Annotated in this window: 23 protein-coding genes and 1 riboswitch; of the genes, 10 read left to right on the top strand and 13 right to left on the bottom strand. The window is 62.8% G+C overall.

Going from position 1 to position 25554, the window contains the following annotated elements; translation table 11 throughout:
* Positions 1-119: 119 nt before the first annotated feature.
* The 3 genes from FGD77_RS08545 to FGD77_RS08535 all read left to right on the top strand — a co-directional run bounded on the left by FGD77_RS08545 (position 120) and on the right by FGD77_RS08535 (position 3586).
* Positions 120-1688, top strand: coding sequence for a Re/Si-specific NAD(P)(+) transhydrogenase subunit alpha (locus FGD77_RS08545; protein WP_255008505.1), 1569 nt, complete (start codon positions 120-122; stop codon positions 1686-1688).
* Between the two features lie 13 nt (positions 1689-1701).
* Positions 1702-3165, top strand: a complete 1464-nt coding sequence (locus FGD77_RS08540; protein ID WP_255008503.1) for an NAD(P)(+) transhydrogenase (Re/Si-specific) subunit beta — start codon at positions 1702-1704, stop codon at positions 3163-3165.
* Positions 3166-3295: 130 nt separating this feature from the next.
* A complete protein-coding gene (locus FGD77_RS08535; RefSeq protein ID WP_255008502.1) occupies positions 3296-3586 on the top strand; it encodes a hypothetical protein in 291 nt (96 codons plus the stop codon).
* A gap of 233 nt (positions 3587-3819) precedes the next feature.
* Here the strand turns inward: FGD77_RS08535 and eda are convergent, their stop codons facing one another.
* The 10 genes from eda to glpD form a co-directional block, all read right to left on the bottom strand.
* Complete coding sequence (gene eda / locus FGD77_RS08530) at positions 3820-4473, bottom strand: bifunctional 4-hydroxy-2-oxoglutarate aldolase/2-dehydro-3-deoxy-phosphogluconate aldolase (RefSeq protein ID WP_255008501.1); 654 nt, start codon at positions 4471-4473, stop codon at positions 3820-3822.
* 3 nt (positions 4474-4476) lie between these two features.
* Positions 4477-6288 (bottom strand): phosphogluconate dehydratase, encoded by a 1812-nt coding sequence (edd, locus tag FGD77_RS08525; RefSeq protein WP_255008500.1) that lies wholly within the window; start codon positions 6286-6288, stop codon positions 4477-4479.
* 107 nt (positions 6289-6395) lie between these two features.
* Positions 6396-7886, bottom strand: a complete 1491-nt coding sequence (glpK, locus tag FGD77_RS08520) for a glycerol kinase GlpK (RefSeq protein WP_255008499.1) — start codon at positions 7884-7886, stop codon at positions 6396-6398.
* A 66-nt stretch (positions 7887-7952) separates the two neighbouring features.
* Positions 7953-9662, bottom strand: a complete 1710-nt coding sequence (locus tag FGD77_RS08515) for an ABC transporter substrate-binding protein (protein ID WP_255008498.1) — start codon at positions 9660-9662, stop codon at positions 7953-7955.
* Between the two features lie 51 nt (positions 9663-9713).
* A complete protein-coding gene (locus FGD77_RS08510; protein ID WP_255008497.1) occupies positions 9714-9989 on the bottom strand; it encodes a DUF2160 domain-containing protein in 276 nt (91 codons plus the stop codon).
* 30 nt (positions 9990-10019) lie between these two features.
* Complete coding sequence (locus FGD77_RS08505) at positions 10020-10859, bottom strand: carbohydrate ABC transporter permease (RefSeq protein ID WP_255014150.1); 840 nt, start codon at positions 10857-10859, stop codon at positions 10020-10022.
* A 42-nt stretch (positions 10860-10901) separates the two neighbouring features.
* Entirely contained in the window at positions 10902-11774 is an 873-nt protein-coding gene (locus FGD77_RS08500; protein WP_255008496.1) for a carbohydrate ABC transporter permease, read from the bottom strand.
* A complete protein-coding gene (locus FGD77_RS08495; RefSeq protein WP_255008495.1) occupies positions 11771-12856 on the bottom strand; it encodes an ABC transporter ATP-binding protein in 1086 nt (361 codons plus the stop codon). The genes FGD77_RS08500 and FGD77_RS08495 overlap by 4 nt, the downstream gene beginning before the upstream one ends.
* On the bottom strand, positions 12856-13938 hold the full coding sequence (locus tag FGD77_RS08490) for an ABC transporter ATP-binding protein (RefSeq protein ID WP_255008494.1): 1083 nt from the start codon (positions 13936-13938) through the stop codon (positions 12856-12858). Before FGD77_RS08490 ends, FGD77_RS08495 begins: the two co-directional genes overlap by 1 nt.
* Positions 13939-13953: 15 nt before the next feature.
* On the bottom strand, positions 13954-15549 hold the full coding sequence (gene glpD / locus FGD77_RS08485) for a glycerol-3-phosphate dehydrogenase (RefSeq protein ID WP_255008492.1): 1596 nt from the start codon (positions 15547-15549) through the stop codon (positions 13954-13956).
* Positions 15550-15801: 252 nt separating this feature from the next.
* Between glpD and FGD77_RS08480 the strand changes: the two genes are divergently transcribed.
* The 6 genes from FGD77_RS08480 (at position 15802) to FGD77_RS08455 (ending at position 22592) form a co-directional block, all read left to right on the top strand.
* The gene (locus FGD77_RS08480; RefSeq protein WP_255008490.1) at positions 15802-16572 is read left to right on the top strand and encodes a DeoR/GlpR family DNA-binding transcription regulator; all 771 of its coding nucleotides are present in this window, start codon (positions 15802-15804) and stop codon (positions 16570-16572) included.
* A gap of 121 nt (positions 16573-16693) precedes the next feature.
* A complete protein-coding gene (gene bktB / locus FGD77_RS08475; protein ID WP_255008488.1) occupies positions 16694-17875 on the top strand; it encodes a beta-ketothiolase BktB in 1182 nt (393 codons plus the stop codon).
* 189 nt (positions 17876-18064) lie between these two features.
* Positions 18065-18523, top strand: coding sequence for a hypothetical protein (locus FGD77_RS08470; protein WP_255008486.1), 459 nt, complete (start codon positions 18065-18067; stop codon positions 18521-18523).
* 13 nt (positions 18524-18536) lie between these two features.
* Positions 18537-20408, top strand: a complete 1872-nt coding sequence (locus FGD77_RS08465) for an alpha/beta hydrolase (RefSeq protein ID WP_255008484.1) — start codon at positions 18537-18539, stop codon at positions 20406-20408.
* 29 nt (positions 20409-20437) lie between these two features.
* A complete protein-coding gene (locus tag FGD77_RS08460) occupies positions 20438-21406 on the top strand; it encodes a bifunctional enoyl-CoA hydratase/phosphate acetyltransferase (RefSeq protein ID WP_255008482.1) in 969 nt (322 codons plus the stop codon).
* On the top strand, positions 21399-22592 hold the full coding sequence (locus FGD77_RS08455) for an acetate/propionate family kinase (protein ID WP_255008480.1): 1194 nt from the start codon (positions 21399-21401) through the stop codon (positions 22590-22592). Before FGD77_RS08460 ends, FGD77_RS08455 begins: the two co-directional genes overlap by 8 nt.
* Before the next feature lie 69 nt (positions 22593-22661).
* On the opposite strand, the gene FGD77_RS08450 is transcribed toward FGD77_RS08455, so the two are convergent.
* Complete coding sequence (locus FGD77_RS08450; protein WP_255008478.1) at positions 22662-23093, bottom strand: hypothetical protein; 432 nt, start codon at positions 23091-23093, stop codon at positions 22662-22664.
* A 235-nt stretch (positions 23094-23328) separates the two neighbouring features.
* Here FGD77_RS08450 and FGD77_RS08445 point away from each other — a divergent pair, with 235 nt between their 5' ends.
* On the top strand, positions 23329-23748 hold the full coding sequence (locus FGD77_RS08445; RefSeq protein ID WP_255008476.1) for a universal stress protein: 420 nt from the start codon (positions 23329-23331) through the stop codon (positions 23746-23748).
* Positions 23749-23828: 80 nt separating this feature from the next.
* Here the strand turns inward: FGD77_RS08445 and cobF are convergent, their stop codons facing one another.
* Positions 23829-24566 carry a precorrin-6A synthase (deacetylating) gene (gene cobF, locus FGD77_RS08440; protein ID WP_255008474.1) on the bottom strand — a complete coding sequence of 246 codons (738 nt, stop codon included), beginning with the start codon at positions 24564-24566 and terminating at the stop codon, positions 23829-23831.
* 58 nt (positions 24567-24624) lie between these two features.
* Entirely contained in the window at positions 24625-25302 is a 678-nt protein-coding gene (locus FGD77_RS08435; protein WP_255008471.1) for an energy-coupling factor ABC transporter permease, read from the bottom strand.
* 56 nt (positions 25303-25358) lie between these two features.
* Positions 25359-25540, bottom strand: a riboswitch (cobalamin riboswitch).
* Positions 25541-25554: the final 14 nt, after the last annotated feature.

Here is a 25554-nt window from a genome sequence, read left to right as displayed (position 1 = left end):
CACATATGCTTATTTTTCGACGTTACGCTGCGGGTGTGGTTTACTCACAAGAGATTTTGCGCCGCGACACGCCTTGCCCGGGCGCGTCGGCGCCAAACAAAACGGATTGGTAGGCAGACGTGAAAATTGGTGTTCCAGCAGAAGTCACAGACGGTGAAGCGCGCGTTGCGATGACGCCCGAAAGCGCGGCGCAATTGCAAAAGCTGGGATATGATTGCGCAATCCAAAGCGGCGCAGGGCGGGGCGCCGGGTTTGCGGATGCCGATTACAAGGCTGCCGGCGTCGAGGTGATCAAAACCGCCGCCGCGCTGTGGAAGGCCAGCGATATCGTGGCCAAGGTGCGCCCCCCGAATGGCACGGAACTGAAACGCCTGCGCGAGGATCAGACGCTGATCTCGTTCTTTGATCCCGGCGGCAACGATACGGGGATGGAGGCGGCGCGCGCCTCGGGCGCCAGCGTCATCGCGATGGAAATGGTGCCGCGGATTTCGCGCGCGCAAAAGATGGATGCGCTGTCATCCATGGCCAATATCGCGGGCTACCGCGCGGTGATCGAGGCGGGCGGCAATTTCGGGCGCTTCTTTACCGGGCAGATCACCGCCGCAGGCAAGGTGCCACCAGCGCGGGTGCTGGTGATCGGCGCCGGAGTCGCGGGGCTTGCCGCGATCGGCACATCCACGTCGCTGGGTGCGGTCACGCTGGCGTTTGACGTGCGCCCCGAGGTTGCCGAGCAGGTCGAAAGCATGGGGGCCGAGTTCGTCTATCTGGATTTCGACGAGGCACAGGACGGCGCGGCGACGGGGGGCTATGCCTCGGTCTCATCCCCCGAATTCCGCGAGGCCCAACTGGCCAAGTTCCGCGAACTGGCGCCGAACATCGATATCGTCATCACCACCGCCCTGATCCCGAACCGCGACGCGCCCGAGCTGTGGACCGAGGACATGGTCAAGGCGATGAAGCCCGGATCGGTCATCGTCGATCTGGCCGCCGAAAAGGGTGGCAATTGCAAGCTGACCGTCAAGGACGAAAAGATCGTGACCGATAACGGCGTCACCATCATCGGCTACACGGATTTTCCCAGCCGCATGGCCGCGCAGGCGTCCAGCCTCTATTCCACGAACATCCGGCACATGATGACGGATCTGACGCCTGACAAGAACGGCCTGGTCGTGCACAATATGGAGGATGACGTCATTCGCGGCGCGACCGTCGTGCATGCGGGTGCGATCACCTATCCGCCCCCACCGCCCAAGGTGCAGGCCATCGCGGCCAAGCCGAAACAGACCACGCCAGTACCGACGGCCGAGGAAAAGAAGGCAAGCGACCTGGCGCATGTGCGCAAGCAGACGAAAACGCAGGTGGGTATGCTGGCGCTTGGCGCCGTCATCATGGTGCTGATCGGCGGCTTTGCCCCCGACAGCTTCATGAGTCATTTCATTGTCTTCGTATTGGCCTGCTTCATCGGTTTTTCGGTCATCTGGAACGTCTCGCATTCCCTGCACACGCCGCTGATGGCGGTGACGAATGCCATTTCCGGCATCGTCATTCTGGGCGCCTTGCTGCAAATCGGGTCCGGCTCATGGCTGGTCGTGCTTCTTGCCGCCGTGTCGGTCTTTATCGCCAGCATCAACATCGTGGGGGGCTTCCTTGTGACGCGCCGCATGTTGGCGATGTTCCAGAAATCCTGAGAGGACAGCAACAATGACAATCGGAATCGTGTCTGCGGCCTACATCGCGGCAGCCGTCCTATTCATCCTGTCGCTGGGCGGGCTATCGGGGCAGGAAAGCGCCAAGCGCGCTGTTTGGTACGGCATCGTCGGCATGGGCGCCGCCGTGGTGGCGACGGTGTTCGGTCCCGGCATGGGCAACTGGTTCATCATCTTGGTGATGATCGCCGGCGGCTCGGTCCTTGGCTGGTATGTGGCGAAAAGGGTCGAGATGACCGAGATGCCCCAACTGGTCGCGGCGCTGCACTCTTTTGTTGGCCTTGCAGCTGTTTTCATCGGCTTCAACGCCTATCTGGAACTGCAATCGGTGCTGGCGCTCAAGGCGGCGATGCCCGCCAGTGGCGGCGACGCATGGCTGGACCAGCAGGGCCTGACCGGTTTTGCCAAGTCCCTCGCCAGCAAAAGTGGGGCAGAGCATACCATCCTGCGCGCCGAGGTGTTTCTGGGCGTTTTCATCGGCGCGGTGACGTTCACCGGGTCGGTCGTCGCCTTTGGCAAACTGGCGGGCAAGATCACGTCAAAGGCCGAGAAATTGCCCGGTGGTCACGCGCTGAACGCGGTTGCAGCGGGCCTGTCGGTGCTGCTGATGATCCTTTTTATGAGCGGCGCAGGCATCTGGACGCTGCTGCTGATGACGCTGCTGGCGTTCTTCATCGGCTATCATCTGATCATGGGGATCGGCGGCGCCGACATGCCGGTCGTCGTGTCGATGCTGAATTCCTATTCCGGCTGGGCAGCAGCGGCGATCGGGTTTTCACTGGGCAATGACCTGCTGATCGTGACCGGCGCGCTGGTCGGCTCGTCCGGGGCGATCCTCAGCTACATCATGTGCAAGGCGATGAACCGGTCGTTCGTGTCTGTGATCCTCGGTGGATTTGGCAACACGACCGGCCCGGCGATGGAAGTCGAGGGGCAGCAGGTCGCGATTGACGCGGACGGCGTTGCCGCTGCGCTGAACGACGCCGACAGCGTCGTGATCGTGCCGGGCTACGGCATGGCCGTCGCCCAGGCGCAGGGGGCGGTGTCGGATCTGGTGACCAAGCTGCGCGCCAAGGGCAAGAACGTGCGCTTTGCCATCCACCCCGTCGCGGGCCGCCTGCCCGGCCACATGAACGTACTGCTGGCCGAGGCGAAGGTGCCCTATGACATCGTGATGGAAATGGACGAGATCAACGACGACCTGTCCAAGACGGACGTGGTCATCGTCATCGGATCGAACGACATCGTGAACCCCGCCGCACAGGACGATCCCAATTCGCCGATCGCGGGCATGCCCGTGCTGCGCGTGTGGGAGGCGGCGCAGGTATTCGTGTCCAAACGCGGCCAGGGGACAGGCTATTCCGGCATCGAAAACCCGCTTTTCTACCGGGAAAACACCCGCATGTTCTATGGCGATGCGAAGGTGTCGATCAACACCCTGTTGCCTATGATTGACTGATTCAGGGGCTCAAGGCTGCGGCGCTGACCGGATTATGTTCAGTAGGAATGGCCGTCACCGCGCCTGACAGACGGTAAACTTGGGACCGGTTTCGTGATAGACTGCAATGATACCCTAAGGAGGCTGAGATATGCGCTACATTACAATCACGACCTGGGAGATTGCGGATGGGGTCGACTACAATTTTGCCCTGCGCTCAATCGAGGAAAAGCGGCTTCCTGCGCTCAAGAGTTTCGGGGCAACCCGCATCACGGTGATCCGCACCAGTGAACGGACCAGTGCGGTTATCACCGAATGGCCGGACAAGGCCACGAGGGACGCAGCCGAACTGAAGATCGACGAGGTTCGCAGATCGGTCGACCGGGTGGATCAAACCCGGATGACAGGAGAGATGAAAGGCGAGATAGTCGCCGATCTTTAGCGCGTGCTGCGCCGACCATGACCCGCGCCTTCGGGGAAACCGCACCGCCTGGCGATCCACCTCAGGTCCGGAGCGGGCCGTGGACGACATCCAAAGCACCCTCTGATCAGGCCCGATCATCGATAGGGATTGCGGGCCCATCGAACATGGGGGGCTGGGTACAGTTTCTCACGGATACGGGTTCCCGGCCAAGCGCGCGGATCGGTGAATGCAGGCGCCACTTCCCCCACCCATCATAGTTTGCGTCCAATTTTCACAGCAGCGCGGGCCAATGCCGTGATCGCGCCCCAATCTTCGGCCTTCACCAGATCACGGGGGGCAATCCAGCTGCCGCCGACACAGATGACATTGGGCAGGCTCAGATATTGCGCGGCATTGTCTACATTTACGCCGCCCGTCGGACAGAAGGTGATCTGCGGCAGGGGACCACCGATGGCCGCAAGGGCGGGCGCGCCGCCGGAGGCTTCGGCGGGAAAGAACTTCTGCATCGCGTACCCGCGCGCCAATAGCGCCATCGCCTCGGTCGCGGTGGCGGCGCCGGGCAGAAGGGGCAGGCCCTCGGCCTCGCAGGCATCCAGCAGCGCCCCTGTCGCGCCGGGCGAGACGCCGAACTGCGCGCCTGCCGCCTTGGCCGCGCGCACGTCATCGGGGGTTATCAGCGTGCCCGCGCCGACATGCCCGCCCGGCACCCCGGCCATCGCGCGAATCGCCTCCAGCGCGGCAGGGGTGCGCAGCGTCACCTCCAACGCGGGCAGACCGCCCGCGATCAACGCCTCGGCCAAGGGGCGCGCGTGGGCGGCGTCATGGATGACAAGGACGGGAACCACGGGGGCCAATGCGCAGATTTCACGGGTCTGACTGCTGGCCTCGGGTGCGGTTATGGGCATGAGTCAGTCTCCAAAAATCGTCGCGCCGGTTTCGGCAGAGCCGACATTGCCGCGAAATGACGCGAACAGCTCGCGCCCGACGCCGAACTGATTGGCGCTGAGGTCTGCCGTGGCGGCGGGGCGATCCAGCACGCCATCGGTGAGGATATCAAGCGTTCCGGCCTCGGCATCGATCCGCAGGATATCCCCGTCGCGCAGCTGTGCGATGGCACCACCATCCATCGCCTCGGGGCAGATGTGGATCGCGGCGGGCACCTTGCCCGAGGCGCCGGACATGCGCCCATCGGTGACCAGCGCCACCTTTTGCCCGCGCCCCTGAAGGATCGACAGAAGCGGCGTCAGGCTGTGCAATTCGGGCATGCCATTGGCCTTTGGCCCCTGAAACCGGACAACGACGATCAGATCGCCGGTCAATTCGCCCGCCTTGAACGCGATCTTCACAGCATCTTGGTCATCGAACACGCGCACGGGCGCCTCGACGATGCGATGCTCGGGCGCGACGGCGGAAATCTTCATCACCGCCGTGCCCAGCGCACCACTCAGCCGCACCAGCCCGCCCGACGCCTGAAACGGATCGGTCGCAGGGCGCAGGATCTTGTCGTTCAGGCTGCGCCCGGCGCCGTCCTGCCAGACCAGATCACTGCCCTGCAATCGCGGCTCTTGCGTATAGGCGTGCAGGCCGTCGCCGCCAACCGTGGCGGTATCGGGATGCAGCAGGCCGTTCGCCAGCAGGTTGCCAATCATGTAGCCAAGACCCCCGGCCGCGTGAAAATGGTTCACATCGGCCAGACCGTTGGGATAGACGCGCGCCATCAGGGGCGTGATGTCCGACAGGGCCGAGAAATCCTGCCAGTCCAGGATGATCCCCCCGGCCCGCGCCATCGCGATGAGGTGGATCAGCAGGTTGGTCGACCCGCCCGTGGCGTTCAGTCCGACGATGCCATTCACAAAGGCCCGCTCGTCCAGAATCTTGCACACCGGGGTGTAGTTGTTCCCCTGCGCGCTCAGCGCCAGCGCGCGCCGGGCGCCTTCGCGCGTCAGCGCGTCGCGCAGGTCGGTATTGGGCGTGACAAAGCTGGCACCGGGCAGGTGCAGGCCCATGAACTCCATCAGCATCTGATTGGTGTTTGCAGTCCCGTAGAATGTGCAGGTGCCGGGGCCGTGATAGGCGGCCATTTCGGCCTGCATCAATTCCTCGCGCGTGGCGTCGCCGGTAGCGAATTTCTGGCGCACCTTGGCCTTGTCGTCATTGGGCAGGCCGCTGGTCATCGGCCCAGCGGGCAGGAACACGGCGGGCATGTGGCCAAAGGCCTGCGCCGCGATCACAAGGCCCGGCACGATCTTGTCACACACGCCCAGAAATACGGAAGCGTCGAACGTGTCATGGCTCAGCGCAACAGCGGCGGCCAGCGCGATGACGTCGCGGGAAAACAGGCTAAGCTCCATCCCCGCCTCGCCTTGGGTGACGCCGTCGCACATGGCAGGCACGCCGCCCGCGACCTGCGCGGTGCCGCCTGCCTGCCGCACCGCGTCGCGGATCAGCTCGGGGAAGCGGTTGAATGGCTGATGCGCCGACAGCATGTCGTTATAGGCAGTGACGATGCCCAGATTGCCTGCGCTGGTGGTGGCCAGCGCGGCCTTGTCGCCATCATCCGCTGCCGCGTATGCATGCGCCTGCCCGCTACAGGACAGATGCGCGCGGGCCGGTCCCTTGGACCGGGCGGCCTCCATCCTTTGCAGATACGCACCGCGCGTTTTCGCGCTGCGGTCGATGATGTTGTCCGTCACGCGCTCCAGAACCGGGTGCAAGGCCATGTCGTCGTCTCCCTATCGAGTGCGATACTTATCGCTGCGGCACCAGCTAGCGCTAACATATTTGCCCACGGGGGAATAGTACAGCCATGCTGATCCGCTGGGTCGTCTTAGAAAACCTGAGCGGCCTCGACCGCGCGGCGCCATGAGCGGTACTTGGCATCGCGGGTTTCGGGCGTCATGATGGGCGTAAACTTGCGCTCCAGCGCCCACATGTCCGAGAATTCCTGCTGATCGGGGTATATCCCGGCCCGCTCGCCCGCCAGCCACGCGGCACCCATTGCCGTTGTCTCCAGCGTGGCGGGGCGATCCACCTCGGCGCCGATGATGTCGGACAGGAACTGCATCGTCCAGTCAGACGCACTCATCCCGCCATCGACGCGCAGCGTGGCGGCGCCCGCTGCACCACCGTCCCAGTCGAGCGTCATCGCGTCCAGCAGGTCGCGGGTCTGGTATCCGACCGATTCCAGCGCCGCGCGGGCAAATTCGGCGGGGCCGGAATTGCGCGACAGACCAAAGATCGCACCGCGACATTCCGCATTCCAGTAAGGTGCGCCAAGCCCGGTGAACGCGGGCACCAGCACCACGTTCTGTCCCGGATCGGCGGCCTCGGCCAAGGGCTGCGTCTCAGTCGCCGTGCGGATCATCTTCAGCCCGTCGCGCAACCATTGCACCACCGCGCCGGCGACGAAAATCGAACCTTCCAGCGCATAGGTCGTCTTGCCGTTCAGCTGGTAAGCGATCGTCGTCAGCAGCCGGTTTTGTGACCAGACCGGCGTATCGCCCGTGTTCAGCAGCGCAAAGCATCCTGTCCCGTAGGTCGATTTCAGCATGCCGGGGTTGAAGCACGCCTGCCCGATGGTCGCCGCCTGCTGATCGCCAGCAACGCCGTAGATGGGAATGGCGCGACCAAACAAATCGTGCCGCGTGGCGCCGAAATCGTGGGAACAATCATGGACCTCGGGCAGCATTTCCATCGGAATGTCCAGCAGATCGCAGATCGTCCGGCTCCACCGCCCCTTGCGAATGTCATAGAGCAGCGTGCGCGCCGCGTTGGTGGCGTCAGTCACATGCGATTTGCCACCCGTCAGGTTCCAGATCAGAAAGCTGTCGACAGTGCCGAACAGCAGATCGCCCTTGCGCGCCTTTGCGCGGGCGCCCTCCACATGGTCCAGAATCCACTTTAGTTTCGTGCCTGAAAAATAAGGGTCCAGCAGCAGGCCGGTGCGGTCCGTGAACATACCTTCGTGCCCCTCGTCGCGCAGGGCGTTGCAGATCGCGGCGGTGCGCCGGTCCTGCCAGACGATGGCGTTATGGATGGGTTGACCGGTCTTGCGATCCCAGACAACTGTCGTTTCGCGCTGATTGGTGATGCCGATGGCGGCAATGTCAGCCGAAGATAGCCCGGCGCGTTCGATCACTTCGCGGCAGGTGCCGGCGACGGTCGACCACAGATCGGACACATCATGTTCAACCCAGCCCGATTGCGGGTAGTGTTGGGGAAACTCCTCCTGCGCGATGGCGCGCACACGCAGCGCATCGTCGAACAGAATCGCGCGGCTGGAGGTGGTGCCTTGGTCGATCGCCAGAATATAGGTCATGGTGTCTCGGGTCCGGGGTTTTCGGGGTCCGGGGCGCACGCATGGCGCGCCCCGGTGGTGTTCAGCTTACTGGTTCCAAGAGCTGACCAGATCATCATAAGCGATGGTTTCCGGCTCTTCGTCCTCGTTCTCCAGCTTCGCCTTGGGGGCGCCGGGCTGCTCCAGCCAATAGGAGGCGTCCTGCTCCTCATTGAGGAGCGGGCCCAGATCACCCTGGATACCGGCGCGCTCAAGCCGCTCCATCACCTTCTCCATGTCGGCGCAGAGCTGATCCAGCGACTCTTGCGAGGTTTTGGCACCGGACATGGCGTCACCGATATTCTGCCACCACAACTGTGCCAGCTTGGGGTAATCAGGCACATTCGTTCCGGTAGGCGACCAGCGCACGCGGTCGGGCGAGCGGTAGAATTCCACCAGACCGCCCAGCTTGTCCTTGCGCGCGGTGAAGTGATCCGAATTGATGGTCGATTCGCGGATGAAGGTCAGGCCAATGTCGGCCTTCTTTACGTCCACGGTTTTCGAGGTGACGAACTGCGCATAGAGCCATGCGGCCTTCGCACGGTCCTCGGGGGTGGAATTCATCAGCGTCCAGGACCCCACATCCTGATAGCCGACCTTCATGCCATCCTCCCAATAGACGCCATGCGGGCTGGGGGCGAGGCGCCATTTCGGCGTGCCGTCCTCGTTCATCACCGCATCCGACGCGACCAGAGGCGCGACAAATGTCGTGTACATGAACATCTGCTGCGCGATGTTGCCCTGCGCCGGGACCGGGCCGGCCTCGGAGAAGGTCATGCCGGCAGCGGCGGGGGGCGAATATTCCTGCAGCCACTTGATCGCCTTGTCCACGGCATAGACCGCCGCGGGCGAGTTGGTCGCGCCGCCGCGGGCCACGCAGGCACCGACGGGCTGCGAATTTTCATTCACGCGGATGCCCCATTCATCGACAGGCAGGCCGTTCGGTTCGCCCACATCGCCCATGCCGGCCATCGACATCCATGCGTCGGTATAGCGCCAACCAAGGCTGGGATCCTTCTTGCCGTAGTCCATATTGCCGTAGACTTCGACGCCGTCGATGGTGCGGCCGGTAAAGAATTCGGCGATATCCTCATAGGCTGACCAGTTGACCGGAACGCCCAGATCATAGCCGTATTTTTCCTTGAAATCGGCCATGATTTCGGGATCGTTGAACCAATCGTAGCGGAACCAGTAGAGGTTCGCGAATTGCTGGTCGGGCAGTTGATACAGCTTGCCATCGGGCGACGTGGTGAACTGCGTGCCGATGAAATCAGCAAGGTCCAGAGTGGGCGAGGTCACGTCCGCGCCCTCATTCGCCATCCAGTCCGTCAGGTTGCGGACCTGCCCATAGCGGATATGCGTGCCGATCAGGTCGGAGTCGTTGACATAGGCGTCATATATATTCTCGCCCGACTGCATCTGCGTTTGCAGCTTTTCCACGACGTCGCCTTCGCCGATCAGGTCATGCGTGACCTTGATACCGGTGATCGCGGTGAACGCGGGCGCCAGCACTTGGGACTCGTATTCATGGGTGGTGATCGTTTCGGACACCACGTTGATCTGCATGTCCTTGAACGGCTGGGCCGCGTCGACGAACCACTGCATCTCGGCCTCTTGCTCGGCGCGGGGCAGTGTTGTCACATCGCCGATCTCTTCGTCGAGAAACGTCTTGGCCGCCTCCATGTCGGCCATGGCAGGTGCGGCCACCATGCCAAGGACAAGCCCCAGCGCGGTGGATGATTTGAGCAGAACGTTCATTAGGTTTCCTCCCTTATAGGTGAACGGTTTAATTCGGGCGGGCGTGCCCCGTCAGACCCAACGGAACACCGCCGCAGCGTAGACAAGGCAGACCAGCAAGGCGAAATATTGCGGCCCAAGGCCCAGCCCCAGCCACGCCAGATTGATAAAGGCCGACCCCAGCAGCGTGATGAACAACCGGTCGCCGCGCGTCGTCTCGATCCGCAGGATGCCGGTGCGCGGCACTTCGGGGAATTTCACCGCGAGGATCGTGAAGGTCAGCAACAGCCCCGCGATGACCAGAAAGAAGGTCGCGGTGGGCCATGTCCATGCCATCCAGTCAAACATTGTCGGCTCCTTTCACGAGCGACCAGCGCATCACACCCTCCCCAGGGCAAAGCCCTTGGCAATATAATTCCGCACGAAATAAATAACCAACGCGCCGGGAACGATGGTCAGCACGCCCGCCGCCGCCAGCACGCCCCAGTCGACGCCCGCCGCGCCCACCGTGCGCGTCATGGTGGCGGCGATGGGTTTTGCGTCTACCGACGTCAACGTGCGCGACAGCAGCAGTTCGACCCATGAGAACATGAAGCAGAAAAACGCCGCAACGCCGATGCCCGACGCGATCAGCGGCGTGAAAATCTTGATGAAGAAGGCCGGGAACGAATACCCGTCGATATAGGCCGTCTCGTCAATCTCCTTGGGCACGCCGCGCATGAACCCTTCCAATATCCAGACCGCCAACGGCACGTTGAACAGACAATGCGCCAGCGCCACGGCGATATGCGTGTCGAACAGGCTGATGCTGGAATAGAGTTGAAAGAACGGCAGCGCGAACACCGCGGGCGGCGCCATGCGGTTGGTCAGCAGCCAGAAGAACAGATGCTTGTCCCCCATGAAGCTGTAGCGGCTGAATGCATAGGCCGCAGGCAGGGCGACAGACAGGGAAATCGCCGTGTTCATCACGACATAGATCAGCGAATTGACATAGCCCATGTACCAGCTGGGATCGGTCAGGATCTTGGCATAATTGGCCAACGTCAGGTCGCGCGGCCACAGCGAAAACGATCCGAGTATCTCGTTATTGGTCTTCAGGCTCATGTTCAGCAGCCAGTAGATCGGCAGCATCAGGAATATCAGGTACAGCGCCATGACGACGGCCGACCCGGAGGGGCGATATCGGCGGGCGGCCGCGCGCGGCTTTTCGATGGTCATGGCCTCGGTGTCTATGACAACAGGGGTTGCTGTGTCGCCCATTCAGTTGCCCTCCCTTTTGTCCAGCGTCGTCATGACCGTGTAGAACACATAGGAGATCACGAGGATGACCAGGAAATACATCAGGCTGAACGCCGCCGCCGGACCCAGATCGAACTGCCCCAGCGCCATTTTCACCAGATCAATCGACAGGAACGTCGTCGCATTGCCGGGGCCGCCGCCGGTGACGACAAATGGCTCGGTATAGATCATGAAACTGTCCATGAACCGCAGCAGGATCGCGATCATCAGCACGCCCCCCATCTTGGGCAGCTCAATATAGCGGAACACGGCCCAGCGGCTGGCCTGATCGATCTTGGCCGCCTGATAATACGCATCGGGGATGGAGCGCAGCCCCGCAAAGGCCAGCAGCGCCACCAGCGATGTCCAGTGCCAGACATCCATGACGATCACCGTCACCCACGCATCAAAGCTGTTCTGCGTATAGTTATAATCGATGCCCAGCGCGTCCAGCGTGTAGCCCAGCAGGCCGATATCCACCCGACCGAAAATCTGCCAGATCGTGCCCACCACGTTCCACGGGATCAGCAGCGGCAGCGACATCAGCACAAGGCAGAAGGACGACCAGAACCCGCTTTTGGGCATATGCAGGGCCACATAGATGCCCAGCGGGACCTCGATCGCCAGAATGATACCCGAGAACATCAACTGCCGCGACAGCGCGTTCCACATGCGGTCCGAATGCAGCATTTCCTTGAACCAGTCCAGCCCGGCCCAGAAGAACTGATTGTTGCCGAACGTGTCCTGCACCGAATAGTTGACCACCGTCATCAGCGGAATCACCGCCGAAAACGCAACGAGGAGGAGGACCGGCAGGATCAGGAACCATGCCTTTTGGTTGACGGTCTTGTTCATGCTGCGCCCTCCCCTTGCGGCGCGACGCGCCAGTCATCGGCGTAGATATTGATGCCCTCGGGGGCCAGGATGATGCGGTCGGTATTCGCCGGGATCGCCTCGCCCTCGGCTGCGATCATGCTGACCTCGCGACCGGCCACGTCAAGGCGGACGATCTTGTGACGCCCCACATCCTCGATCCGCCGCACGCTTGCGGGGATGCCATCACCGCCGCTGGCAAGGGTGATGAATTCGGGGCGCACGCCGATCTGGGTGCGCCCCGTCGCTGAATAGTGGGCGCCAAGGTCGATGGAGGTCTCGCCAATGCGCGCGCGGCTGCCGTCGATCTGCGCATCGAACAGGTTCATCCCCGGCGAGCCGATGAAGTAGCCGACGAACGTATGCGCGGGCCGCTCGAACAATTCCTGCGGCGTCCCGATCTGCACCACGCGCCCATCATGCATCACGACGACCTTGTCGGCGAATGTCAGCGCCTCGGTCTGGTCGTGGGTGACGTAGATCATCGTATGGCCGAAATCGCGGTGCAGCTTTTTCAGCTGGGTGCGTAGCTCCCATTTCATATGAGGGTCGATCACGGTCAGCGGCTCGTCGAACAGCAGCGCGTTGACATCCTCGCGCACCATGCCCCGTCCCAGCGAAATCTTCTGCTTGGCATCCGCCGTCAGGCCTCGCGCCTTGCGGTTCAGCTGATCCTCCATGCCGATCATCGCGGCGACCTTTTGTACGCGGCGGGAAATTTCAGCGGCATCCATGCCGCGGTTTTTCAACGGAAAGGCCAGATTGGCGCGCACTGTCATCGTGTCGTAGACCACCGGAAACTGGAACACCTGCGCGATGTTGCGATCCGCCGTCGGCGCGGTGGTCACGTCCCGATCATCGAACAGCACCCGACCCTGCGACGGGATCAGCAGCCCGGAAATGATGTTCAGCAGCGTGGATTTACCACAGCCCGACGCGCCCAGCAGGGCATAGGCCTCGCCGTCGGTCCAGTCGTGGTTCAGCTCCTTGAGGGCGAAATCATCCTCGGATGTGGGGTTTGGCAGATAGGAATGCGCCAGATGTTCCAGCGTGATCTTCGCCATTATGCGGCCTCCGCATAGGGGGCCGACGCGACCAGCGCACCGTCCGTCGCAAACAGGTAAACGCGGCTGGGGTCCAGATAGACCGGCAGCGCCTGACCGGGTTTCAGATCGCGCAGCCCGTGGATCAGGCCGACCCATCGCTCGGTCCCGTGATCGAGATGAACGAACGTTTCCGAGCCGGTGATTTCCGTCACGTTCAGCGTCGTATCAAACCGGATTGCGCCGTCCGACGGCTCCAGCTTCAGGTGGTTGGGGCGAAAGCCTGCCAGATAGGGACCATCGGCCAACCCGCGGCCCAGCGCCCCCGCCGGGAATTCGGTATGACCGTGGCGCATCGTATCGCCGTGTTTTTCCAGCGTGAGAAAGTTCATCGGCGGGTCCGAAAACACCCGCGCCGTGGTGGCATCTGCGGGCTTGCGATAGACCTCGGCGGTGGGGCCGAACTGCGTCACGCGCCCCTCCCACAGGGTTGCGCAATTGCCGCCCAGCAGCAGCGCCTCCTCGGGTTCGGTCGTCGCATAGACAAAGATCGAGCCGGATGCCTCGAATATACGCGGAATTTCGGCGCGCAGTTCCTCGCGCAGTTTGTAGTCGAGATTCGCCAGAGGCTCGTCCAGCAGAACCAGCCCGGCGTTCTTTACCAGCGCCCGTGCCAGCGCGCAGCGCTGTTGCTGCCCGCCCGATAATTCCAGCGGCTTGCGGTCCAGCATCGGGGACAGTTGCATCAGGTCGGCGGTTTCGCGCACGCGGCGGTCAACCTCGGCCTTGTCGATGCCCATCAGGCGCATGGGCGAGGCGATATTGTCATAGACGCTCATCGACGGATAATTGATGAACTGCTGGTAGACCATGGCGATCTTGCGGTCCTGCACGCGCTGGCCGGTCACGTCATCGCCGTTCCAGATGATGCGGCCCCTGGTCGGCTGGTCCAGCCCCGCCATCAGGCGCATCAGCGACGTCTTGCCCGACGACGTCGGGCCCAGCAGCACGTTCATCGTGCCATTTTCCAGCGTCAGCGTGGTGTCGTGGATGAACGTCTGACCGCCGACCCTATACGTCACCTTGTCCAGCTTCAGTGTCACGCGCGTCCCCCCATTTCATTCAGCCACAGCAGAAACGCGTCCAGTATCGCGTGTGCGCATGTAATTGCCCAGCGTTTCCGCCTGCTCTGCCGTCAGCCTCAGCCCCAGTTTGGAGCGGCGCCACAGCACGTCCTCGGCGGTCGAGGCATATTCGTGGTCCATCAGCCAATCGACCTCGGATGCGGTCAGGGTGGCGCCGAAATCCTGGCCCAATGCGGCAGCGCTGGCCGCAGCACCCAACATGCGCGGCGCATCGGTGCCGTAGGCGCGGATCAGGCGGCGCGCCCATAGGGTGCCCAGAAACGGGTAACTGCGCTCAAGCTCGGCGATCTTGTCGTCCACACCATCCACCGCGAAATCACCGCCGGGCAGCGGAACACCGGCGGTCCAGTCACCGGGCAGATCACTGACCTCGTGGCCCACCAGATCCATCACCCCCTCGGCCAGCCGCCGATAGGTCGTGATCTTGCCGCCGAAGATGTTGATCACCGGCGCGCCGGCGGATGTATCAACCTTCAGCGTATAATCGCGCGTTGCCGCCGTGGCCGAGGAAGATCCGTCATCATACAGCGGGCGTATGCCCGAATAGGTCCACACGATGTCATCGGTCGAGATCGGATCCTTGAGATAGGCGTTCACGAACTCGACCATATAGGCCTGCTCTTTTGGGGTGCAGACAGGTTTTGTCTCGGGGTCGGAATGCTCCTGATCGGTGGTGCCGATCAGGGTGAAATCCGTCTCGTACGGGATCGCGAACATGATGCGCCCGTCGCTGCCCTGAAAGAAGTAGCATTTGTCGTGATCAAACAGGCGCCGTGTGACGATATGGCTGCCCCGCACCAGCCGCACGCTGTCCTTGCTATGCGAATGGATCGCGTGGCGGATCACGTCGCCCACCCACGGACCGCCCGCGTTCACCAGAACGCGGGCGCGCACGATCTGCGTCTCATCCGTGGTGATATCCTTGAGCGTGACGTGCCAGATGCCGTCCTTTTGCACTGCCGCCATGACCTGCGTGCGCGTCAGGATCCGCGCGCCGCGCGCCTCGGCGTCGCGGGCGTTCAGCACCACCAGACGCGAATCCTCGACCCAGCAATCGGAATACTCATACGCCTTGGCAAAGCGGTCCTGAAGCGGGCGCCCCTCGGGCGCGCGAATCAGATCGACCGTGGAGGTGCCGGGCAGGATCTTGCGACCGCCGAGATTGTCATAGAGCAGCAGCCCCAGCCGGATCAGCCATGCCGGACGCCGTCCGCGCATCCACGGCATGAAGATGCTCAGCAGCTTGGAGGTGGGCGTATCGCCCTCGAACCGCATGTCCTTGTGGTAGGGCAGCACAAACCGCATGGGCCACGCGATATGCGGCATCGCGCGTAGCAGTGTCTCGCGCTCGATCAGGCTTTCGCGGACAAGGCGGAATTCGAAATATTCCAGATAGCGCAGCCCGCCATGGAACAACTTGGTCGACGACGATGAGGTCGCCGACGCCAGATCGGACATCTCGGCCAGGGTGACGGACAGCCCCCGGCCCGCTGCATCGCGCGCGACGCCGCAGCCATTGATGCCGCCGCCGATCACCAGCAGATCGCAAATGCCCCTGGAGCCCTCCACGCAGGCCCTCCCAAATCCGTATTCCCAGACTCTAACCTAACAAACCGCGACAAAAAGAATAGATATTACTTTCGTTTATGTTCGATTTATTTCAAACTTCTGATTTGGTGCTCAAAAACGGCCACGATGTCGATCTAGATCGGCCCAAACCGGCACCAAAACCGCAAGATTCGCAATATTACGCACCTTTTCGAACAAACTTTGATAAAAGCGAAGATTGACGCAGATCCCACCGCCCGACAGGACGCCCTCATGTCGCAGACCATCCGATACCCCGAGATCCTCGAAATCGCCCGCCGCGACGGCAAGGTCACGGTAGAAAATCTGGCCGGGCATTTCGGCGTCACATTGCAGACCATCCGGCGCGATCTGTCGGATCTGGCCGATTCGGGTCGGCTCGAGCGGGTGCATGGCGGCGCTGTCCTGCCGTCGGGCACCACGAATATCGGGTACGAGGAACGCCGCCGCATCAACGCCGAAGGCAAGGCCGCCATCGCCCGCGCCTGCGCCGCACAGATCCCGGACTCCAGCGCCATTTTCCTGAACATCGGCACCAGCACCGAGGCCGTCGCCGCCGAGCTGATGCACCACCGGAACCTTCTGGTTGTGACGAACAACATGAACGTGGCCAATATTTTGGCGCAGAACCGCGATTGCGAGGTCATCGTCACCGGCGGAACCCTGCGCCAGTCCGATGGCGGCCTGATCGGCGACATCACCAAATCATCAATCCGCCAGTTCAAATTCGACATTGGCGTGATCGGCTGTTCGGCCATCGATATCGATGGCGATATTCTGGATTTCGACGTGCAGGAGGTCGGCGTCAGCCAGGCCATTCTGACACGATCGCGCCGCCGACTGCTGGTCGCCGATCACAGCAAATTCAAACGCACCGCCCCCGCGCGGATCGCCACACTGGGCGAGATCGACACGTTCTTTACTGACCGCAGGGTACATCCCGATCTGCTGGCGCGCTGCGATGAGTGGCAAACCGCTATCGTGACCGCCCCGGCACTTGATTAGGCCACCCGATGCGATAGCATTCCAAGCAGTCACCATGGCCGATACGGTACAAGATCTCTGACTGAAGGTCGGCTATGATTCCCTTCGGGCAGACTCCGGCCCTATCGCAAAGGAATAAACCATGACGAAATCTGTTGTCATCACCTCGGGCGTGCGCACCGCCATCGGTACTTTTTCAGGATCGCTGGCGGGGATGTCCCCGTGCGATCTGGGCGCCGCCGTCGCCGCCGAGGCCATTGCCCGTGCCGGGATAGACGCCGCCGAGGTGCAGCAGACCGTGCTGGGCAATGTCGTTCACACGGCCCCGGAAGATATGTATGTCAGCCGCGTCGTCGCCATCCGCGCCGGGGTGCCCGAAACCGCGCCCGCGCTGACGCTGAACCGGCTGTGCGGATCTGGCCTTCAGGCCGTGGTGACGGCAGCCGAGCAGATCATGCTGGGCCATGCAAGCATCACGCTGGCCGGCGGCGTCGAAAGCATGAGCCGCGCAGGCCATCTGCTGACGTCGGCGCGCCACGGCCAGAAGATGGGCGATACACGCGCGATAGACATGATGATCGGCGGGCTGACCGACCCCTTCGGCAACGGCCATATGGGCGTGACGGCGGAAAACATCGCGCAGCGCCATGGCATCGACCGCGCGGCGCAGGATGCCTTTGCACTGCAATCGCACCAGCGCGCCGCACAGGCCATCGCGGATGGCCGGTTCACCGATCAGATCCTGCCGATGACGGTCAAACAGGGCCGCAGCGAAGCGACGTTCGACACGGACGAGCATGTGCGCGCCGACATCACCGCCGAGCGGTTGCAGGGGCTGCGCCCCGCCTTTGCCAAGGACGGCAGCGTCACCGCGGGCAATGCCAGCGGCATCAACGACGGCGCCGCCGCGCTGGTGCTGATGGACGAGGATACCGCCCGCGGCAAAGGCGCGGCGCCGCTGGGGCGGATCGTGGCCTACGGGCTGGGCGGTGTCGCCCCCGAGATCATGGGCATGGGCCCGGTTCCCGCCACCCAACAGGCGTTGGAGCGCGCGGGGCTGAGCATCGGCGATCTGGACGTGGTCGAGAGCAACGAAGCGTTCGCCGCCCAAGCCTGCGCCGTGTCGCAGGAGCTGGGCTTTGATCCGGCACGCGTGAACCCAAACGGCGGCGCCATCGCCCTGGGCCACCCCATCGGCGCATCCGGCGCGATCATCCTGATCAAGCTACTGTACGAGCTACAGCGCAGCGGCGGGCGCTACGGCCTTGCCACGATGTGCATCGGCGGCGGGCAGGGCATCGCGGTGATCGTCGAGCGGATGTAGGATATCGCAGGTTTCCCCAGCATCAGATCGCCGTATGGCGCTAAAAACCGGCTATGTTCCGCCACCCGAACGACAGAGTTTAACCGACATCAAATTCGCAGCGCCGAACATGCCTTAGACTGGGCGCCGATCCCCATGGCAGATGTCACATCGGCCAGATGAGGGGACGCGCAACAGCAAGGTGTCGGCATGAGCGAGCAATCCCAGGCAAAGGTCATCGCCTTCCTGTCCAGCCGGATGGGCCCCGCGGACCATACGCCACTCAGAACCCTGCGCACGCATGGCGCCATCGTCCTGCTGGCGCGCGGCGCGCTGTGTGACACGACGGCTGCGGCGCTGGGTGAGGTGATCGCCCGCGACCATGCCATGGCACCGCCCAAGGCGGATATTCGCGGCTCCGATCTGATCGACACCATTCTGACCGAGCCGAAATCGGCCTATACGCCCGAGGTCGGCGCGCGCATCTATGACATTATGCACGACAAGGCACACATGGCCCTGTCTGCCGGTCAGTCAGTCGCGATGGATGCCACATGGCTGGCGCGACGAAACCCTTGGGCAAGCCGACCGGACATTCAGATCACAGCCCGCCGCCACTATGGGCAGCTGATCTGCGCGACGGCGCGCCTAAATGATACAAAACGATGAACAGGATGATCCGATGTCAAAGTCAAAAAAGAAACGCTCCAAACATAAAAGCAACGTATCGCCGATCCGACCCGAGGCGGCGCCCGATCTGCCATCTGCTGACACGCCTGCGCCCCGGATCACCCTGACCCCGGAACCGGTGCCGCCGGAACTGGGCCTGCGTTGCTGCAGCCCCGAGCCCGGCAGCCATCGCCTGGAAAATCTGGATCACGCGATCAAGGCGCAGCTGGCGCATCTGACATTGGGCGTGTCGCCCTTTGGGATGTCCTCCAGCATTTTCAACTGGTGGATGCATCTGGCCGCATCTCCGGGCAAGCAGATGGAGCTGATGGAAAAGACCATGCGACGGGCGACGCGGCTGGCGATGGCCGCGGGCGGGCAGAAACAGTCGGATCCGTGCATCCTGCCCCTGCCGCTGGACCAGCGTTTCGATGCCACCGAATGGCAGCGCTGGCCCTTTGACCTGATCTATCAGAATTTCCTGCTGACGCAGCAATGGTGGTACGATGCCACCAACGATATCGACGGGTTGTCGCGCCGCGACGAACAGGTCGTGTCGTTCATCACGCGCCAGATGCTGGATATGATGTCGCCCTCCAACGGGCTGTGGACCAACCCCGAAGTGATCGCCCACACCACGAAGGAACAGGGCGCAAATCTGGTGCGTGGCTGGCAAAACCTTCTTCAGGATTGGGAGCGGTCGGCCGCCGGCCAGCCCCCTGCCGGGGCTGAGGATTTCCTGCCCGGCCGCGACGTGGCGGCGACGCCCGGCAAGGTCGTCTATCGCTCGCATCTTATGGAGCTGATCCAATACGCCCCGCAAACGGGAACCACGGTATCCGAGCCGATCCTGATCGTTCCGGCGTGGATCATGAAATACTACATCCTTGATCTGTCGCCGGACAATTCGCTGGTGCGGTATCTGACCCGGCAGGGCTTTACCGTCTTCATGATCTCGTGGCGCAATCCGGATGCAGACGACCGCGATCTGGGGATGAGCGATTATCTGGATGCGGTCGGCGCGGCGCTGGATGCAATCGGCGCTTCGGTGCCCGATACACCCGTCCATGCGATCGGGTATTGTCTGGGCGGCACGCTGCTCTCGGCCAAGGCCGCGCAGATGGCGCGCGATCACGATGACCGGCTGAAAACCGTGTCGCTTCTGGCAACGCAGGTCGATTTCGAGGATCCGGGCGAATTGCAGCTGTTCATCAGCGAAAGCGCAGTGTCGTATCTGGAGCATATGATGCGCGATCAGGGCTATCTGGACACCAAGCAGATGGCCGGCGCGTTCCAGCTTCTGCGGTCAACCGACTTGATATGGTCGCGCTACGTGCACGAATACCTGATGGGACGCCCGCAACCGATGTTCGATCTGATGGCCTGGAACGCCGATGCAACGCGGATGCCCTACAGGATGCACAGCGAATACCTGCGCAGTTTCTACCTGAACGACGAACTGTCTCAGGGCCAGTATCAGGTTGACGGCAGGCCGGTTGCGCTCTCTGATATTTCGGTGCCGATGTTCTGCGTGTCGACGACGGGCGATCACGTCGCCCCGTGGCAATCGGTCTACAAGCTGCATCTGCTGACGGATACCGACGTGACGTTCGTGCTGACGTCGGGTGGCCATAACGCGGGGATCGTCAGCGAACCGGGCCACGCCGGGCGCAGCTATCAGATCTCCATAGCATCCCATGACGATAACTATGTCCCACCCGAAGACTGGCGCACGCAGACAGCCCTGCAGGACGGATCCTGGTGGCCTGAACTGGTGACATGGCTGCGCAGCCATTCCAGCGGCGAGGGGAAACCGCCCGCCATGGGCACCGGCGATGGCTCGGCCCTGCCGGACGCGCCGGGCAGCTACGTCTTGCAACGCTGAGTGGCCGAAATTCAAAGGAAAGACTGAACATGCACGATACCAAAAACACCAACACGCCATCAGGCTGGCGCCCCGACCGCTTGGACCGGCTGGAGCAGCTGGCGCGCGACGCCGGCGCGGTCCGGGTCGCCGTCGTCTATCCGGTCGACGGCCCCAGCCTGACCGGCGCATTGGAAAGCCAGAAAAGAGGCCTGATCGAGGCCGTCCTGATCGGCCCCGAAGCCAAGATCCGGCAGGTCGCCGCCGATGAGGGCCTGTCCTTGGGCAACACCCAGATCACCGAGGCGGACACGCCCGAGGCCGCCGCCCAGATGGCGGTCGACCTTGCCATCACAGGCAAGGTGCAGGGGCTGAAAAAAGGCGCGGTGAAAACCAATATCCTGATGCACGCCGTCATCTCGGAAAAGGCGATGCGCACCACCCGCAGGATCAGTCACGTCTTTGCCGTCGATGTGTCCAGCTATCAGCGGTTGCTGTTCGTGTCCGATGCCGCGATCAACATCCGCCCCGATCTGGGCACGCTGCGCGACATCACCGCAAACGCCATCGACCTGGCCCATGCGCTGGGGATCGAACGCCCCAAGGTGGCGCTGCTGTCCGCGTCCGAGAATATCAACGAAAAGATCGAGTCGACGATCTTTGCCGCGGCTATCTGCAAGATGGCGGATCGCGGCACGATCTCGGGCGCCGATGTCGACGGGCCGCTGGCGATGGATCTGGCCATCTCGCCCCGGGCGGCAGAGATCAAGGGCATCGTGTCGAATGTGGCGGGCCATGCCGATATCCTGATCGTGCCTGATCTGGTGTCGGGCAACATTCTGGTCAAGGACCTGGACTATCTGGCGAACGCCGAAACCGCCGGCATCGTCATGGGGGCGATCGTGCCCATTGCCCTGACCAGCCGCGCCGACACGGTCGAGCAGCGCTGCGCCTCGGCCGCGCTGGTGTGCCTTGTCGCGGCCGCGAAGAAAATGGCGGAAGGTCTGAAGAATGTCTGAAAAACTGGTCGTGACCTTCAACGCCGGATCGTCCAGCCTGCGCTGCGGCGTGTTCAAACTGGGCCGGGACGGGCCTGTTCAGGTCCGCAATTTCCACATTCGCGGACTGCCGGGCGGCATGGTTCTGACCGAAAAGGACACACTCACCGGCACGCAAAGCGAAACCGATCTGGGAGCCCCCTCTAACGCAGACAGCGCCCATCCCGAAGCGTTGGCGCATATGTTTGCGCGGTTGGACACGGTCGCAGACCTTGGCGCGATAACGGCGTTTTCGCACCGCATCGTCCACGGCGGCGCCGCATTTGCGGCGCCTGTCCTGATCGACGACGCCGTTCTGGCACAGCTGAAAACGCTGGAGCCACTGGCCCCCAGCCACCAGCCGCACAACCTGCGCCCGATCCGGCAGGTGCAGGACCATTATGCCGGCGTCCCTCAGATCGGCTGCTTCGATACGGCATTTCACCGCACCCAGCCGCGCCATGCACAGATATTCGGCCTGCCACGCGCCTTGGCCGATGACGGCGTCCTGCGCTACGGGTTTCACGGCCTGTCCTATGATTACATCGCGCACGAACTGCGCCGCTCCTATCCCGAACTGGCGGCGGGGCGGATCATCGTCGCGCAGATGGGGCGCGGGGTCAGCATGTGCGCACTGGAAAACGGGCGCAGCGTTACCACCACGATGGGTCTGACCGCGCTGGACGGGCTGCCGATGGGGGTGCGCTGCGGCGCGCTGGACCCCGGCGTCGTGCTGCACCTGATCATGGATCGCGGCCACAGCCCCGAGGAGGTGCGCGATATGCTGTACGAACGCTCGGGCCTGCTGGGGGTATCCGGAATCAGCGGCGAGATGAACGACCTGCTGGCAAGCGACCGCCCCGAGGCCGCCGAGGCGGTGGATTTCTTTGCCTATCAGTGCAGGCGCAATTTCGGATCTCTGGCCGCGGCCTTGGGCGGTGTGGACGGCGTGGTGCTGACCGGGGGCATGGCTGAATATATCCCCCAGTTGCGCGCGCGGCTGGTCAGCGCGCTGGACTGGCTGGGGGCGGTGCTGGACAACGATGCCAACGGGGGTGGCGGGCCGGTGCTGACGACACCCGGCAGCCGCCTGCCGGTCCTAATGCTACCCACCGATGAGGAACAGGTTCTGGCGCGCCATGCCTGTGATGCGCTGGAAGGCCCCTAGATCGTGTGCACGATGCGGCGTGCAGGATCGACCCCGGACAAACCGGGGTCCACCACGCGCCGTATCCACTCAAACAGGGTCGGATTTTGCGGTTTTCGTGGCTCTTTGCGTCTTTTCGGCGGTTTCCTGAATCGCGGTGATTTCATTGCGGGCCAGCGCATCTGCACAATGCGTCAACATCTCGGTGCACTCTCTGGCATCCGCTGTCAGGCGCTCCATGGCGCCGGATTGCAATTCGGTCACTTCCTTGATCATCAGCGCCGGATCGCGGCCACCTTCGGAGGCGATTCGCCGGCCGGCATCGATTATCGCGTGCGTTGCAGCCTGCCTGCGGCGAAACCAGGCTGTCGAAAACGTTTCGATTTCGTCCCAGAACCGCTCCTGCGCCTGAAACAAATGCTTGCTCTGGGGGGGCAGAAACAGGGGATTCGCTGTAAATAGAACCTGCGACGCATTCAGTGCATCTTCGATCGCAGGGGTGGTATTTTCGTGACGTGCCATCTTGTTGTCCTTTGCTGTTCAAAATCTGCTGACCATGATTGCGGGTGATGGTAGCGACCTCCACGTGGATCGGCATCAACTTCCGGCACCGCCTCGCGGCACCCGGCAGAACACTGCCCAATCTCAGGCAGTCAATGACAGCCTATTCCGAAATCTGTTGGCCTTCTTTGCGCCATGTCATTGTTGCAGCGACGGGATGTGTCACGATGACCCGACAACGCGAGGAGAGTGAAACATGTACAAGCACATTCTGATTCCCACCGACGGCTCTGATCTGTCGCTGAAGGGGGTCGAGCATGGTGTCAGACTGGCCAAGGAAAACGCCAGCCAGGTGTCCGTGATCAAGGTCAGCCAACCCTACCCGCTGCAAAGCGCGGCAACGCTGGACTCCTGGAGCACCGCCCAGAAGGCCCACGCCCAGGACGCTTTGGCCAAGGCCAAGGCGATTGCCGAAAAGCACGGCGTCGACATCACAACGCGCCAGGACACCAACGATTCGGCTGCCGACGCGATTCTGGAGTCCGCCCAAAGCCTGGAATGCGATCTGATCGTCATGGCCTCGCATGGCCGACGCGGTATCAGCCGTCTGTTGCTGGGCAGCCAGACGTCCGAAGTCGTCAGCCACAGCCCGATCCCGGTGCTTGTCGTTCGCTAAGCCGGATCGGGCGGCGGCGCGCCAGCATTGGCAAAATGGCGCGTCGCGCGATGGCAGTGTCCTCATCCGGACACCACCCGTCACCTCCTGCGAAGCAGATAGATGTCCATGATCCAGCCATGTTCGGCGCGGGCGGCCTTGCGCATGGCCTCGATAGGATCCGCGGCATCGGCCAAGGCGCCGTGATGTAATACCTGTTCCGGCATCCCCAGAAAGGCGCCCCACCAGATCGTGACGCCCTTTGGGTCCAGATTTCGGAAACTGCATTCGCCATCCAGCATGACCACTATCGTCTCGGCGTCCTCGGGCCAGCCGTGATCGCGCAATCGCCGCCCGGTGGTGATCTGCACCGGGCCGTTTATCGTGTTCAGCGGGATGGCATGGGCCGCCGTCAGCGCCTGAATCGCCGTAATCCCCGGCACCACGCGGACCTGAGGCGGCGCAGGCAGGCGCGCGGCGATACGCATGGTGCTGTCATACAGCGATGGATCGCCCCACACCAGCAGGGCGACGGGGCCGTCTGCCCCGCCAGGGCCCAGGGCCGCCTGCCAGCGCGCGGCGATCTGATCATGCCATGCGTCCACCCGCTCGATATACGGCAGGTCCGGGTCGCGCACCGGATAGTCAAAGGTGATGATCCGCGCCGCCGTGCCGCTGGCTGCAATGATGCGGCGCCTCAGTTCGGCCAGGTCGTCCTTGCCCGCGCCCTTGTGCGGCACAAGGATCGTCGCCGCGTCGCGCAGCGCCTGCATCCCCTCGCCCGTCACATGGCCCGGACTGCCGGTCCCGATCCCGATCAGCCAGAGATCTTCAATCACAGCGTCATCCCATAAAAAATCCGGGCCCATCGCTGGACCCGGAGATATCTACCTGCGATCAGGACGCGTTATACAGGCGATGCGTGAACAGCCCCCGGATACTGCCGTCGCGCAGCGCCTTGGCGCCCGCCAGAATGGCCAGATCGGCAATCGGTTCGACCAGAACGACCAGCATGTAAGCCGCGCCAAAGGTCCAGACGGCGTTCAGGTTGGCCGCGCCGAAACCCTGACCGTAGACCGCCCAGAACGCGACCCAGGCGACGACGCCGCCCTGATACGCGACCGACAGCTTGAACACGTCCGCATAGGCCAGATCGACATAGGCGCGGTCCTGCGGGATGATGCGCTGCGCCAGCGCGTCGATGGCAAACAGCGGTACAAGCAGCGTCGTGACGTTGACAAAGTACATCGGCATGTCGGTCGGCGCAAAGAACATGCCCTGCACCAGCAGACCCACGGCCAGACCCAGCGCAGCCGGGGCTGAACCCAGCAGCAGGAACAGCGTCGTGCCAAGGATGAAATGCACCTCGGACACGCCGACGGCGAAATGCGGCATCAGTTCGAAAAATATGAAGACGCCGATGGTGGCCAGCACGGTGCGGACAGCAAAAGAGGCGACGTTGTGCGTGGCCAGATCGCCCGCGATCAGCTTGACGGCATACCCGGCAGCGGCGGCGGCAGTGCCATAGGCAAATATCATTTTTGCGCCGTCGACGACGCCCGGTTCGATATGCATGAAACAAGTCCCTTGTGATGCCGCCCCTCCGGCGACGTTGGATATAATGAATGCGTATCGGCCTTCGGTTTCACGGCAGGTCTCCTGACTTGCGGGTCAATGCGCGCCGGCCCTTCCCAGCCATTCGGCCAGTGGTTTCGCCTTTGCACTCACCGCTTACAGTTGCGGGGGCAGTCCGGGTGTTTCACCCGATTCCCTTTGAAGTCACAGATGTGACGCCGTAACCAGACGCTACGTCAAAGAGCCGCCTCT

It is taken from the genome of Roseovarius sp. M141, from assembly GCF_024355225.1.
In the GTDB taxonomy this organism is placed as follows: Bacteria; Pseudomonadota; Alphaproteobacteria; order Rhodobacterales; family Rhodobacteraceae; genus Roseovarius.
The sequence above is the reverse complement of the archived record's forward strand: the minus strand, read 5'-3'. Positions and strand labels throughout refer to the sequence as shown.

Excerpts from the sequence above, each read along its gene's own strand:
- FGD77_RS08540 (WP_255008503.1), top strand. The coding sequence starts at position 1,702 with ATGACAATCGGAATCGTGTCTGCGGCCTACATCGCGGCAGCCGTCCTA.
- FGD77_RS08535 (WP_255008502.1), top strand. The coding sequence starts at position 3,296 with ATGCGCTACATTACAATCACGACCTGGGAGATTGCGGATGGGGTCGAC.
- eda (WP_255008501.1), bottom strand. The coding sequence starts at position 4,473 with ATGCCCATAACCGCACCCGAGGCCAGCAGTCAGACCCGTGAAATCTGC.
- edd (WP_255008500.1), bottom strand. The coding sequence starts at position 6,288 with ATGGCCTTGCACCCGGTTCTGGAGCGCGTGACGGACAACATCATCGAC.
- glpK (WP_255008499.1), bottom strand. The coding sequence starts at position 7,886 with ATGACCTATATTCTGGCGATCGACCAAGGCACCACCTCCAGCCGCGCG.
- FGD77_RS08515 (WP_255008498.1), bottom strand. The coding sequence starts at position 9,662 with ATGAACGTTCTGCTCAAATCATCCACCGCGCTGGGGCTTGTCCTTGGC.
- FGD77_RS08510 (WP_255008497.1), bottom strand. The coding sequence starts at position 9,989 with ATGTTTGACTGGATGGCATGGACATGGCCCACCGCGACCTTCTTTCTG.
- FGD77_RS08505 (WP_255014150.1), bottom strand. The coding sequence starts at position 10,859 with ATGACCATCGAAAAGCCGCGCGCGGCCGCCCGCCGATATCGCCCCTCC.
- FGD77_RS08500 (WP_255008496.1), bottom strand. The coding sequence starts at position 11,774 with ATGAACAAGACCGTCAACCAAAAGGCATGGTTCCTGATCCTGCCGGTC.
- FGD77_RS08495 (WP_255008495.1), bottom strand. The coding sequence starts at position 12,856 with ATGGCGAAGATCACGCTGGAACATCTGGCGCATTCCTATCTGCCAAAC.
- FGD77_RS08480 (WP_255008490.1), top strand. The coding sequence starts at position 15,802 with ATGTCGCAGACCATCCGATACCCCGAGATCCTCGAAATCGCCCGCCGC.
- bktB (WP_255008488.1), top strand. The coding sequence starts at position 16,694 with ATGACGAAATCTGTTGTCATCACCTCGGGCGTGCGCACCGCCATCGGT.
- FGD77_RS08470 (WP_255008486.1), top strand. The coding sequence starts at position 18,065 with ATGAGCGAGCAATCCCAGGCAAAGGTCATCGCCTTCCTGTCCAGCCGG.
- FGD77_RS08465 (WP_255008484.1), top strand. The coding sequence starts at position 18,537 with ATGTCAAAGTCAAAAAAGAAACGCTCCAAACATAAAAGCAACGTATCG.
- FGD77_RS08460 (WP_255008482.1), top strand. The coding sequence starts at position 20,438 with ATGCACGATACCAAAAACACCAACACGCCATCAGGCTGGCGCCCCGAC.
- FGD77_RS08455 (WP_255008480.1), top strand. The coding sequence starts at position 21,399 with ATGTCTGAAAAACTGGTCGTGACCTTCAACGCCGGATCGTCCAGCCTG.
- FGD77_RS08450 (WP_255008478.1), bottom strand. The coding sequence starts at position 23,093 with ATGGCACGTCACGAAAATACCACCCCTGCGATCGAAGATGCACTGAAT.
- FGD77_RS08445 (WP_255008476.1), top strand. The coding sequence starts at position 23,329 with ATGTACAAGCACATTCTGATTCCCACCGACGGCTCTGATCTGTCGCTG.
- FGD77_RS08435 (WP_255008471.1), bottom strand. The coding sequence starts at position 25,302 with ATGCATATCGAACCGGGCGTCGTCGACGGCGCAAAAATGATATTTGCC.